At 42.9% G+C, this 12,386-nt stretch carries 11 protein-coding genes; 5 read left to right on the top strand and 6 right to left on the bottom strand.

Annotation, left to right across the window (positions count from 1 at the left end; all coding sequences use genetic code 11):
* Nucleotides 1-4: 4 nt before the first annotated feature.
* A complete protein-coding gene (locus tag BCV39_RS14705) occupies nt 5-745 on the top strand; it encodes a TetR/AcrR family transcriptional regulator (RefSeq protein ID WP_102433329.1) in 741 nt (246 codons plus the stop codon).
* Between the two features lie 126 nt (nt 746-871).
* Here the strand turns inward: BCV39_RS14705 and BCV39_RS14700 are convergent, their stop codons facing one another.
* The 3 genes from BCV39_RS14700 to BCV39_RS23440 all read right to left on the bottom strand — a co-directional run bounded on the left by BCV39_RS14700 (nt 872) and on the right by BCV39_RS23440 (nt 3,113).
* Nucleotides 872-2,143 (bottom strand): DEAD/DEAH box helicase, encoded by a 1,272-nt coding sequence (locus BCV39_RS14700; protein ID WP_102433328.1) that lies wholly within the window; start codon nt 2,141-2,143, stop codon nt 872-874.
* A 57-nt stretch (nt 2,144-2,200) separates the two neighbouring features.
* Complete coding sequence (locus BCV39_RS14695) at nt 2,201-2,812, bottom strand: ACP phosphodiesterase (RefSeq protein WP_102433327.1); 612 nt, start codon at nt 2,810-2,812, stop codon at nt 2,201-2,203.
* 172 nt (nt 2,813-2,984) lie between these two features.
* Nucleotides 2,985-3,113: a hypothetical protein gene (locus BCV39_RS23440; RefSeq protein ID WP_017059831.1), complete on the bottom strand. Its 129-nt coding sequence runs from the start codon at nt 3,111-3,113 to the stop codon at nt 2,985-2,987.
* A 447-nt stretch (nt 3,114-3,560) separates the two neighbouring features.
* Here BCV39_RS23440 and BCV39_RS14690 point away from each other — a divergent pair, with 447 nt between their 5' ends.
* Both BCV39_RS14690 and BCV39_RS14685 read left to right on the top strand, forming a co-directional pair.
* Nucleotides 3,561-4,784 (top strand): aromatic amino acid transport family protein, encoded by a 1,224-nt coding sequence (locus BCV39_RS14690; RefSeq protein WP_102431257.1) that lies wholly within the window; start codon nt 3,561-3,563, stop codon nt 4,782-4,784.
* A gap of 148 nt (nt 4,785-4,932) precedes the next feature.
* A complete protein-coding gene (locus tag BCV39_RS14685) occupies nt 4,933-6,357 on the top strand; it encodes a methyl-accepting chemotaxis protein (RefSeq protein WP_048662013.1) in 1,425 nt (474 codons plus the stop codon).
* Between the two features lie 406 nt (nt 6,358-6,763).
* Here BCV39_RS14685 and BCV39_RS14675 read toward each other — a convergent pair whose 3' ends face one another.
* From BCV39_RS14675 to BCV39_RS14665, 3 genes are all read right to left on the bottom strand, one after another.
* On the bottom strand, nt 6,764-7,489 hold the full coding sequence (locus tag BCV39_RS14675; protein WP_048660219.1) for an HAD-IA family hydrolase: 726 nt from the start codon (nt 7,487-7,489) through the stop codon (nt 6,764-6,766).
* Between the two features lie 305 nt (nt 7,490-7,794).
* Nucleotides 7,795-9,603: an HD domain-containing phosphohydrolase gene (locus BCV39_RS14670; protein ID WP_102431258.1), complete on the bottom strand. Its 1,809-nt coding sequence runs from the start codon at nt 9,601-9,603 to the stop codon at nt 7,795-7,797.
* A gap of 60 nt (nt 9,604-9,663) precedes the next feature.
* Complete coding sequence (locus tag BCV39_RS14665; protein WP_102431259.1) at nt 9,664-10,158, bottom strand: hypothetical protein; 495 nt, start codon at nt 10,156-10,158, stop codon at nt 9,664-9,666.
* Between the two features lie 248 nt (nt 10,159-10,406).
* Here BCV39_RS14665 and BCV39_RS14660 point away from each other — a divergent pair, with 248 nt between their 5' ends.
* Nucleotides 10,407-10,883 (top strand): CreA family protein, encoded by a 477-nt coding sequence (locus BCV39_RS14660; protein ID WP_017059837.1) that lies wholly within the window; start codon nt 10,407-10,409, stop codon nt 10,881-10,883.
* Nucleotides 10,884-11,011: 128 nt separating this feature from the next.
* Nucleotides 11,012-12,316: an inosine/guanosine kinase gene (locus tag BCV39_RS14655; RefSeq protein ID WP_017069885.1), complete on the top strand. Its 1,305-nt coding sequence runs from the start codon at nt 11,012-11,014 to the stop codon at nt 12,314-12,316.
* The last annotated feature ends 70 nt before the right edge of the window (nt 12,317-12,386 follow it).

Here is a 12,386-nt window from a genome sequence, read left to right as displayed (position 1 = left end):
TGAAATGAAGATGACTGAAAAGAAACAAGGTAGAAGAAGCGCGAAAGATGCTGAAGAGACGAGATTTTTGATCATGGGTGTTGCCGCGGATATGTTCTGTGAGCATGGTTATGATAGCGTTTCGCTTCGTAACATTAGTGAGAAAGCAGGCGTATCGCATAGCCTTATTCGCCATCATTTTGGTAGCAAAGAAAAGATCTGGCATGCTATAAGTGACTGTTTACATGAATATTTTCAGTCTTATATTGCTAAGATAATGGAAGAGCTACCAAAAGATATTGCGCCAAATATTTCTATTTACCTGTTTAGCATGCGTCTGTTCACTAACATGATTCACTCACGCAGGCCAATGCAGCTTATTTCAGATTCTGTTCGTCAAGAAGATAACTTGGTTGATTACTTTATCGACAACGTTGGTGATGTTGAGAAAGAAATTAATGGACTGGCGAAACAATATAACGACGCCAATCCAGATAATCTGATCAACATTTACGAAGTAAAATGGCAAATGATCATCTACGCGAACGCCGCGGTGTGCCTAACACCGTTCATGGAGAGTACGTGGAATGAAGGCGACATGGTCACCTCCCCCGAAGAGTCCTTAATTAAGCATTGGCAACTATTCAACTCACAAATGGTAAGTAAATTTAGAATCGAAGAGCAATGGGTGCTAAACCCAACTAGCTTAGAAGAACTGATTTACGAAGTGCCCTGTGTATGGAAATGCAATCAAGAACACCATTAATCCAGTGTTTTTATCTGCGCTGGTGTAAATTGATTTACTTGAAACAAAAATGCGCCGTTACAGAGCCAAATGTAACGGCGCATTTTTATACGTATAGATCTTTAAACTGTAGCGTTTTCCAGCTTGCTAACGACGAGCTTTACCGCGATTTTGATGAATCTTAAGCTTTGCTTTCATCTTACGCTTTTCTGATGAACGACTCTTGCTGCGACCACCACGATCGGGCGCTAGATCTTTTTCTAAGCTTGGTTCAAAGCCCTCTAGCCACTCTTGAGGCAAGCGTGTATCAAGCAGTCGCTCAATGTCACCCAATAAGTAAGCTTCATCCTGACTCATCAACGAAATCGCTAAACCGCTGTTACCTGCGCGACCAGTACGTCCGATACGGTGAACGTAATCTTCAGCTTTGTATGGCATGTCATAGTTTACAACTTGTTCTAACTGCTGGATATCAATACCACGAGCTGCTACGTCGGTTGCGATCAACGCACGAACTTTGCCTGATTTGAAATCGTCTAATGCTTTTTGACGCGCACCCTGGCTCTTATCACCATTGATTGACGCCGCTTTAATACCGTCTAACTTAAGCTCTTTAACGAGAGCGTCGGTGCCCTGCTTAGTCTTTGTGAACACCAACACTTGTTGCCAGTTTTTTGAGCCAATCAAATACGCCAATAATTCACTTTTACGCGACTTATCTACCGGATAAACCATCTGTGTTACGGTTTCAGCGGTGCTATTTTTTGGCGTAACTTGAATTTCACTTGGCTTCTGCATCATACGATGCGCAATCGCTTTGATTTTGTTATCAAACGTTGCAGAGAAGAACAGCGTTTGACGCACTTCGTTCATGCGAGAAAGAATACGTTTGATGTCAGGCATGAAACCCATATCTAACATACGGTCAGCTTCGTCTAGCACCAGCACTTCCGTTTGGCTCAACATGATGTTCTTAGTAAACATATGGTCAATAAGACGACCAGGCGTCGCAACAAGAATATCAGCGCCCCCACGTAGGTTATCAGTTTGAACCTTCATGCTAACGCCGCCGTAAGCCACCACAACTTTGATGTCGGTGCCCTTTGCGTAGCTAGTTAAGTTATCAAACACCTGCTGTGCCAATTCACGAGTTGGTACTAATACAAGCGCACGAACGAGCTTCGGGTTTGGAATAACGTTGTCTTTCGTCTCGATTAACCTTTGAATAATCGGTAAACCAAACGCAGCCGTTTTACCCGTACCCGTTTGAGCACCCGCCAGTACATCTTTGCCTTCTAATACCAATGGAATCGCTTGTTCTTGAACACTGGTCGGAGCCGAAAAATTAAGCTCTGATAGCGTAGCAAGAAGGTGCTCAGACAATCCTAGTTGGTTAAAAGATTTAGTAGATTCAGACATAGTATGATGCTCAAAGATTAAATAGGCGCGGATTGTAGCAAACCTGCATTACGCTGTTTACCTTTCCTTTTGATTTTTCTTCATTTGAAGCGCATTAAACTGCTTCGCTTCTTCTAAAACATTGGGATAAAGCTCATAAAAGTGACACTGCAACGTATCATAGTGACGTTCGAGATCATCGTAACATGCCTCGAGCATACCGAGCTTTGGTCTTCTCAAAGCCATTCGCTGCAATACCACCTCGATTGATGACATGTCTTGATAGCTCTCTAACCATCTATGCTCAGCCATTTTCTGATGAACCATAACGAAATTTTCTGGCCAGTGTGGCTCTTGATTTTCAAAGATCTGCTCATGGCTATCGAAACAAAAACGTTCTAATGTCTGCTGCGAGAACTGAGCCCAATGATTGGCTAAGCAGTGATCCCAAAATACATCGAGTGCGATAGGCGCAAAGCGTCGTGTTTGGTCTGAAAACAGCGATTTTGCAGAACGAGATACATCATGACGATCAGTATAGCTATCAACAAATCGATGAAGCCTAATGCCATCAGAAAGTGAATCTGAGTAGTGTTTATTTGGGTCGCCTTTAACGAAGTCACCTAATAGGTTACCTGCTAAGTTGCTGTTACAGTGCTGAGCGATGTGAAGGTGTGCGAGAAAGTTCATTGAACCTCATTAAAGTATCGAGAACTAAGTAACATGGTAAACGTACTCGTTTGTCTTCGCGAACTTTAATGAGGATAGTTTTGGTATGACGTGTGAGCGAATGAGATTTGCTCAGTCTAAGAATTGTCTAATTTGAGAACGTTGAACTAAAAAACCTTTACTAAGGAAAACCCTAGTTGGAAGATTTGAAAAGTTCTTCTGCTAATTGTTTAACTGTCTGTTCATAGTCAGACAAGTCAATGCCAATTTCCATAGCATCTAACAACTCAAGACTTTCGTCATTATAAGATTGGTCACTCATTGTGCCCCCTCTATTCCTTGGTGTGGACATGATGTCCTGTTAACTAGTGCACCATCTTGGACTTATATTATGTCACTTTGATGAACGCACTCTACTCTACCCATTCCATATTTATAGCTTGAAGCTACTCGCGATCATTAGCGCTTGTTTACGCTAAAGGGGTATACGCGAACGACATATGTACTGCCACCTTACACCAAGTACAACTGATTACTCTACAAATTTTGAAGCAGATCATGGTCAAACATTTGCTTCTCCCTTTTCAACACCTAACCCTCAAATGTGTGTAAATTAATATTTACAGTGCATATTTTTAATTACATTAGATATTGCATTTGGAATTAAACTCAATCAGAATACTTCAAAATCGAGATATTCTTTGGGTTTATGCGCTTAAGCTAGAAGAATTACAATGAAAACACACCCTAACGTAAAGAATTATATACAATGAATAAATCAAAGGTTTTTGGTAGTACTTTGATCATTGCAGGCACAACGATTGGTGCTGGCATGCTCGCTCTTCCACTTGCTTCTGCAGGTATTGGCTTTTCAACTTCACTTTTCTTAATGCTGGGTTTGTGGGCTTTAATGGCATTCACTGCCTTATTAATGGTCGAGCTTCACCAATTCGCAGAATCTGATGCAACCCTACACACCTTAGCTCATACAATTTTAGGGACGAAAGGAAAGTGGATCGCGAGCTTCGCAGTGATGTTTCTGTTTTACGCTTTATGCGCTGCATACATCGCGGGCGGTGGCGCTCAGTTTAACCAACGTATTTCAGATATCGCGGGCCTTGAACTCAATGGCCAAGTCACGACTCTTCTGTTTACCTTGTTGGTTGCAGGCGTTGTAACGATTGGTACACACAGTGTCGATAAAGTTAACCGCGTTTTATTTGGCTTAAAGCTGGTTGCAATGGTTCTGGTACTGAGCTTCCTAGCACCTAACATCACTTCTCAATACTTGCTGAGCATGCCTTTACAACAAGGTCTGATTGTTGCAGCTATCCCGGTTGTGTTCACCTCTTTCGGTTTCCACGGCAGCATCCCATCGATCGTTCGTTACTTAGATGGAGACGTTCGCTCTCTACGCAAGGTAATGATTGTCGGTTCTGCGTTACCTTTGGTTATCTACGTATTCTGGCAGAGCGTCACTTTGGGCGTAGTAAGCCAAGAACAACTGTTGTCAGACACAAGCTTGGGTGCACTTTTAGTTTCGCTTTCGCAAACCGTTCATCAATCAAATCTAAGCGTGATCGTAGGCGTGTTCGCTGACCTTGCTCTTCTTACCTCATTTATTGGCGTGAGCTTAGGTCTATTCGAATTTATGGGTGACTCGCTAAGCAAAAAACTAGGCAGTGCAAAGCGCGTTAAAACCGCTGTTATCACCTTCTTACCGCCTTTAGGCTTCGCCCTGTTTTACCCACAAGGTTTTATCATGGCGTTGGGTTATGCTGCGATTGCACTTTCAGTGCTGGCGATTCTTCTACCTACCGTAATGGTATACAAAGTTCGCTACACAGATTTCTCGGTAAAATCTCATGGTACTGAAGCGACTTACCAGGTGTTGGGTGGAAGCAAAGCGTTATTTTTAGCGGGTAGCATTGGCGTATTTATCATTGCCATTCAAATCCTTATATCAGTAGGCCTAATACCGTCTTTGGGCTAATAAACCCATACAGGATATAAATACTTGATTGAGATCTCATAAATGACATGTTGCTATCATTAATTTTCACAATTATTCGATTGATATCACATTTTTATTGAGGTCGGTTATTTAGAGTCCACGGTAAAGGATTTACCGTGGAGTTTTTATGAAAGAAGTACAATTTCGAACGATAGACAAACTGTTTATTAAAATGTCTATCAACGATAAGTTTTGGGTCATTTTCTTAATCTTTTTCGCCGCTGTGGCGAGCCTAGCTGGACTCAACTACGTCAATAAAATGGAACAAATTGACGCAAGTGCAAAACAGCAAGTTGAGTATCAACTCAAAGGTATTTTATCAGCGTCAGATTCCCCTGCCTCTGTTCGTACTGTTAGCCAACAAACTCGTCCTCAAGAGACCATCATTTCGAACAATGGCACGGTTACCGCAACGGCTATTGGACAAGATGGTAATTATTACTCTCTTACCGTCTCAAACAACGATACACAAAACCAAAAGCAGCAAGCACTGTACACTTTATTACTCAGTCTTTTATGGTGTGTGCCTTTTGGTCTTTTCTGTTACTGGGTAGCGACCTTCTTAGGTGGTGCGCTGTGGGTACTTTATTCAACCACTCAAAAGATTGGTGATGGTGACTTAACTTCACGCCTTGGCTTCCATCCTGGCCGTGACGAATTCGGCACAATTGGTTGTGCTCTTGACCGTTCAATGGACACGCTCAGTGAGTTAGTTAACAACGTAAACCACAGTGCAGCAACCCTAAGTGAAACGTCGGCTTCTTTCGAAACAGAGATGAAGCGCAGCGAAACACAAATCATGAGCCAAAACGCATCTCTAGATTCGGTTGCTACTGCAATGGACCAGATGACCGCATCTGCTAATGAAGTGTCTAACATCTCTGCACGTTCAACAGAGCAAACAGAGCAAGACGCACAGCAGATCAACGACAGCCACGCGAAGGTTCAACAAGCAATCTCAGAAATCACCACCCTTTCTTCTTTGATTGAACAAACCTCATCTTCTGTGACCAGCTTGAATGTGAACACGAGCCAAATTAACGAAGTCATCACGACGATCAACGCAATTTCAGAACAAACCAACTTACTGGCTTTGAACGCTGCGATTGAAGCCGCTCGTGCGGGCGAACAAGGTCGTGGTTTCGCTGTTGTTGCTGATGAAGTAAGAACACTCGCAAGTCGCACTCAGTCAGCTACCGTTGAGATCCAAGCGATGATTGAGCGCTTACAACAAGAGAGTCAAAATATTGCAAAGATCACAGAGCAAACGGTCGATCAGGCGCAAACCAGTAGCCAGCTGATTTCTAACATTGGTCACGACGTAAACTCGATTGCAGATTCTGCACAAGCGCTGATGGACATGAGTATCCAGATTGCAACATCAGCCGATGAACAAAGCAACGTTGCCAATACGATTGCAGCAGAACTTAACGATATTCGCAGCCAATCCGATGTGATTAAAGACGTCGCTCAGAATTCGTCAAATGGTGTATCTAGACTAACGGAAGCGTCGGTTTCTCTGTCTCAGACGTTGGCGCGATACCGCACTTAAGGATCAGCAGGCTAACTAGCGGCGTGAATTGAAAATAAACTAATGAGGACTCGTAATGGGTCCTTTTTTTGACTTTTGTTTAATAACATTACAAGAACCATAGTCAATAACGATGACATTATCAATTACCATGAAGCAAGTCGCAAAGGAGAGATTAAGAAGTGTCAGAACTGTCTAATATTCGAGCTTAGGAGTAATCTAATTGAACGGGTCTTTTTTCGCTTACCCTCTTGCTGCAGGTGACACATAATGAATAAAACAGAAACACAAAACACCGACGACATTACATGCCCTTTATGCCAACATGACGAGTATCTGCTTTCAGAAAGTGGAGAAAAGTTTACTTGTGCATCTTGCGGTTTCCATACCAAACAATTCAGTAAGGTAGTCAGTCTTCAACTAGGCTCTACCCCACCAAAGCTGCAGAATTCGATATACCACCATTTGAGCAGTGCTTGCCATTAATCCAAACTGAAATTTCTTCTAAACTGTAGATATCCTGAGCCGCGAGTTCTAATGAGTCGGCTTCGGGATCTACGATTGCTTCATCAATACTCGGGCGTAATCGAAACGATTGGATACCCGCACGAACACCAGCCTCAATCCCTTTTAACGTATCATCCACGTAGATGCACTCATTTGGTAGAAAGCCCATATTCATGGCCGTGTACATGATTAGATCAGGTTCTGGCTTCCAACTGTTAGCATCAAAAGCTGAGAACACTTTACCTTTAAAATCATCGAGCATGCCTGTCATCGCCAATGAAGATTCAACTCTAGATTTCGGTGCATTGGAAGCGATACAAAACTCAATGTCTTGTTGTTTGAGGAATTCAATAAGTTCGATAGCGCCGTCCATCGGCTTTAAATGACGCTGAAACAATGCTTCTAATTCGATCCGGTATAACGGTTCTAGTGTATCAATTGAGATAGATAAGCCTAAACGCGCTTGCGTATCCATTAAGATGTCGGCCAGCTTCCCACCTTGGAAGTGCGCATAACAGTCGTTGACGTTCAACTTCGCCCCAAAGCCAGTGAAAACGTTTACCAAAGCTTGGCAGCACAGCTTTTCACTGTCGATAAGTGTTCCGTCACAATCGAAAATTACACATTTAGTCTGTTCTAACCGCATAGGTATCTCACTAAGATTGAATCCAAGCTTTATCCTATAGTGTTCTTTCAATGCGCGAGATGATTGAGGTAACAGTTTGCGGACACAGGCTTATTTCTCTTCGCGAAATATGGAGTTGATCACTTTATCGCTCAGCATAAGCAACAGTTTTCATCAAATTAACCGAGATCCTACGAAATCAAATACTGCGAGGTTTACATAAGCGACTCAATTTCAGGGGAAAATATAAATCACCACTTCCTAGCCGGATCGTGATGACTAGATAAAAAAACCAAGACGTATAAACGATTAAGATAGACCGAGACTTAGCTAACAACCGACTCTTCAAAAACCTTAGCTTCAAGCGAACGTGAAATCGCATATTCCACAGTTCCAGTATCAGGATACGAATCTCGGATAGCGACAAACTCGGGTAAGTGTTTCAGTAGCAATTTCGTTAGCTGAGGATCAAACTGGTAGCCACACTCTCGCTCGAAAAAATCGACTACCATATCTAACGGCCACGGTTCTTTGTAGCAACGAGCACTAAGCAGCGCATCAAAAACGTCGGCTGCGGCAGTGATGCGAGCAAACAGGTGAATTTCATCTCCCACTTTGCCATTCGGGTATCCTGTTCCATCCCAGCGCTCGTGATGTTCGTTAGCAATGATTGCCGCGAGGTTGGTAATATCACCCGCTCCGCTCTTCAGTAAGTTATAGCCAGCCGTAGTATGAAGCTTCATCACCTCCCACTCTTGGTCGGTTAATTTACCAGGTTTATCCAAGATCGATTCAGGGACAGAAATCTTACCCACATCGTGCATCGGGCTGATGATCTCAATCATCTCGACCTCGCGATGGCTCAAGCCACGATACTTAGCGAGCAATGAGGATAACTTGGCTACACGCTTAACGTGATTACCGGTTTCGCCAGAGCGGGTTTCAATCGCCTCGCCGAGAACATGAATCATATCCTTTTGGATATTCAAGGTCTGTTTCTGAAGCTTTAAGATTCGTTTGTTCTTATTGGCCAACTCTTTCTTTTGGCGCAGAGTGACAAATTGCATCAAGATGATCAGGCTCAAACCCGCAATCACCATCGACAGCCCCATTAACAACTGGAAGTTTTTGCGAATAAAGGAAGAAGGTTCGTTAATGAATACCGCTTCATCAGGTAATGCGTTGGCACTAATCCCGTATCGTTTCATTGCAGGGTAGTTGAATACAAAACGTTTGTTATCTCCGGGAGTTAACGGTTCTGCAAAACCGAGAGGAAGGTATTTGTCTAGCGCATCAACTGCCTCCTCACCCATGCTTTGTGAGTGATTCACATAACCACCGAGAACATCGCCCGAAATATAAAACTGCCACAATGCGAACACTGGTGCAGCACTCGCTTTTGACAAGGTATCCGCAATCTCTTGGTAAGTGTGGTAAACCCCTTGTTTCAACTCAGTGTTGTAATGACTGAGCAATACCGCATCGTCTGCAGAGATTCCTTCCAAAAACTGGCTTGTATGCTCCAGCGAGAGATCGCGAATTTCTATGAGGTTAATATTTGGAAATTCAGCCATCATTCTGTTCATTTCATTATGAATCAATTCAGACGTGACACTGTAATCATTTACAAAATAGAGGTTCTTTAGATTAGGCCTTAATTTGGAGATCAGCTTAATATTAAGGTCTATCTGATCGTTCTCGTAAAGCACAGTTGCTCTGTCAGACACCGCGTACATGTCAGTACTGAAGTCATTGATGCCGGCAGCAACGACAGGTGTGGAGCGATCAATCAAATTAGGCAGAGATTCAAGAAAATTGGCCGCATTATCGTCAGTCGCAATCACGCCGTCAAATTCATAACCTGCATATTTGATTTGCAAATAGTTCGAGAGAGAACCGTAGTAGTCAGAGCTATGGATACGCTTTGAATCCAAATACTCGATCGAGAGTTTAACTTCGGTTCTAGATTGGCTGAACGCGCTGTCGATCCCTTTTTGGAAATCAGCGGTCCATTGGTAAGAAGGTTCGTATGAGTGTAAAACTAGGATACGTTTAATATCCCAGTCGTTAGCAAAGCTGAGTGAAGAATAAGCGCTAACACACAATACAGCGATTGATATCAATAGCTTGTACATACAATACCCTTTAAATAAGACGGGGTATTGTACTTAGATTAACGCTTTGTCAAAGAATCTTTAGTTCTCGATCCACACTTTATCGCAAGAAGCATGATCTTGTGCCCAAAAATCGTGTAACTGCTTAGCAAAGTTGTTGATACTTTGGCCATTTCCAGCAACGACATCCGAGATCAGTAGGGAATCTTCCGCTTTTGTGACGATAGCGCTCGCCACAACTTCACCATTTTGAGTACCAATATATAAGGCATGATCGTCAGAAAGAATAATTTGGCTCAAGAACTCAAGCATGTGTGCCCTTTCGGCTTCATCTTGGTACACGCTTGCTTGGTTAAGTGAGAATAGTACGGTCAATTTATGGAAATCAACTTTATGCAGTTCATCAATTTGGGAAGGAGTTTGATCGTGAGCGAGGAGTTGGTATGTCTTGGATGGGAGTTTGCTTTGATAAAGTTCACGGCCTAGGAGGCTCTCTTTTGCGGGGTAAGCAATGTCGAGCTGACTAAAAAGCCATTGATTTTTCTTATGTACAATTTCAGGTATTTCGTTATTCATTCTTTTAGTACCTACGGTTAGTATCCCCAAATATCGCAGTTATTTGGAAGACATATGGTCGGCTGAGGTGCCGAGCTACAAGCAGAGAGCATACAGAGCATGACCAAGGCCAACAAGTACTTTAAATGCTTCATATTTTTCATTATCCAACAACATCCTTTAAGAACTTCACGAAAAGCTCTACACTCGTATTCAAGCTTTCAATATCCTTATAGTAAACAGAACTATATAAATAAAAAGGACTTCTTATGAAAAAAGCCTTAATAGCAGCAGGTATCGTCACAATGTTAGCTGGCTGTTCGGACAACGAGGTTGGCGACGTCTCACTGGGTTTCTTCACAATGAAGGATATCAAGATGTCTTCATTAGATGACGATAAGATCGCAGGTGTTACCTGTCATATCGCATCAATCGAAGCAAACCTTAGCCTTTCAGATCCAAGTGATAGCTCTATCTCTTGTCGTCAAACAGGTGAAATCACACCAGAAATGATTGCTCAAATAGACAAGAGTAAGTCTGGCGAAGTGGTATTCAAGCAATCGAAAAGTATCTTCTTTAAAACAATGAAGGTTCGTCGTATCTACGATGCAGAGAATCAGTCGCTGCTTTACTTGTCTTACACCACCAAAGAAACGGAAGGCAGTTTCAAGCATAGCCTTTCAACCGTTCCGCTTTGGGGTACAGAGGCTTACGTAGATCCAGCAACACTTGTTCCAGCTGAATAGCTTCAAGCCAAAGTAAGACGATTCACCTGTACAGACATTGTGCAGGTGATTCAAAATGTAATAAAAATGAAAGAAACAGAAACAAAATGTGATATCATGCTGCAAAATTTTTTCACTGTATTTTTCATATGAAGTTTCCTGGACAGCGTAAATCTAAGCATTACTTTCCAACTCACGCACGTGATCCGTTGGTCAACCAAATTCAACAAACACCTAAGCTTCACCGCGCAACGATTGTCGGTGTTGGCCAAACGATTGTTGATATCGAAGCCCGTGTTGACAACGAGTTCCTAGAAAAATACGAGCTGAGTAAAGGTCACTCACTGGTATTGGAAGAAAGTAAAGCAGATGCGCTGTATGAAGAGTTAGTTGAGCGCGGTTTGATCACGCATCAATATCCTGGCGATACTATCGGCAACACACTGCACAACTATTCCGTACTTGCAGACAGCAAATCTGTACTGCTTGGCGTTATGTCTAAGAAGATTGAAGTTGGCTCATTTGGTTATCGTTATCTTTGCCGCACTTCTTCTCGTATGAATCTAAATCACCTTCAAACTGTTGATGGTCCAATCGGTCGTTGCTACACGCTTATTTCTGAAGATGGCGAACGTACGTTTGCAATCAATGAAGGTCACATGAACCAACTTCTTCCAGAGAGCATTCCTGAAAAAGTGTTCGAGAAAGCGTCTGCATTAGTTGTCTCGTCATACCTAATGCGTGGCAAACCTGAAGATCCGATGCCAAAAGCGGTACAAAAAGCGATTGAATACGCGAAAGCGCACAATGTGCCTGTTGTACTAACACTTGGTACTAAGTATGTGATCGAAGGTAACGCTGAATGGTGGCAAGAATACCTGAAAGAGAACGTAACCATCGTCGCGATGAACGAAGACGAAGGTGAAGCGCTCACAGGTGAAAAAGACCCTCTATTGGCGGCTAACAAAGCGCTTGAATGGGTCGACCTAGTTCTATGTACTGCTGGCCCTATTGGCCTATACATGGCAGGTTACACTGACGAGCCAGCGAAACGCGAAACCACACTGCCATTGTTACCGGGTAATATCCCTGAGTTCAATAAATATGAATTCAGCCGCGCGATGCGTAAGCAAGACTGTAAAGACCCTGTAAAAGTGTACTCTCATATTGGCCCTTACCTAGGTGGCCCACTTGAGATTAAGAACACGAATGGTGCTGGTGATGGTGCACTTTCAGCACTACTTCACGACATGGCAGCAAACAGCTACCACCACGTGAACGTACCGAACTCAGAGAAGCACGAGCATACTTGTCTAACTTACTCTTCTCTTTCTCAAATTTGTAAGTACGCAAACCGTGTAAGCTACGAAGTGTTGACTCAGCACTCTCCTCGTCTTTCTCGTGCGCTACCTGAACGCGAAGATAGCTTAGAAGAAACATACTGGGATCGTTAATCGATCATATTAGGAGTTAGCTGATTGAGGTTCACGCCAAGTCAGATTACCTATTCGTTGAAGGGCTGCT

The organism is Vibrio sp. 10N.286.55.E10, from assembly GCF_002872555.1.
Lineage (GTDB): Bacteria > Pseudomonadota > Gammaproteobacteria > Enterobacterales > Vibrionaceae > Vibrio > Vibrio crassostreae.
The sequence above is the reverse complement of the archived record's forward strand: the minus strand, read 5'-3'. Positions and strand labels throughout refer to the sequence as shown.

What these genes read in the sequence shown, in the direction of transcription:
- BCV39_RS14705 (WP_102433329.1), top strand. Translation starts at nt 5, where the DNA reads ATGAAGATGACTGAAAAGAAACAAGGTAGAAGAAGCGCGAAAGATGCT.
- BCV39_RS14700 (WP_102433328.1), bottom strand. Translation starts at nt 2,143, where the DNA reads ATGTCTGAATCTACTAAATCTTTTAACCAACTAGGATTGTCTGAGCAC.
- BCV39_RS14695 (WP_102433327.1), bottom strand. Translation starts at nt 2,812, where the DNA reads ATGAACTTTCTCGCACACCTTCACATCGCTCAGCACTGTAACAGCAAC.
- BCV39_RS23440 (WP_017059831.1), bottom strand. Translation starts at nt 3,113, where the DNA reads ATGAGTGACCAATCTTATAATGACGAAAGTCTTGAGTTGTTAGATGCT.
- BCV39_RS14690 (WP_102431257.1), top strand. Translation starts at nt 3,561, where the DNA reads ATGAATAAATCAAAGGTTTTTGGTAGTACTTTGATCATTGCAGGCACA.
- BCV39_RS14685 (WP_048662013.1), top strand. Translation starts at nt 4,933, where the DNA reads ATGAAAGAAGTACAATTTCGAACGATAGACAAACTGTTTATTAAAATG.
- BCV39_RS14675 (WP_048660219.1), bottom strand. Translation starts at nt 7,489, where the DNA reads ATGCGGTTAGAACAGACTAAATGTGTAATTTTCGATTGTGACGGAACA.
- BCV39_RS14670 (WP_102431258.1), bottom strand. Translation starts at nt 9,603, where the DNA reads ATGTACAAGCTATTGATATCAATCGCTGTATTGTGTGTTAGCGCTTAT.
- BCV39_RS14665 (WP_102431259.1), bottom strand. Translation starts at nt 10,158, where the DNA reads ATGAATAACGAAATACCTGAAATTGTACATAAGAAAAATCAATGGCTT.
- BCV39_RS14660 (WP_017059837.1), top strand. Translation starts at nt 10,407, where the DNA reads ATGAAAAAAGCCTTAATAGCAGCAGGTATCGTCACAATGTTAGCTGGC.
- BCV39_RS14655 (WP_017069885.1), top strand. Translation starts at nt 11,012, where the DNA reads ATGAAGTTTCCTGGACAGCGTAAATCTAAGCATTACTTTCCAACTCAC.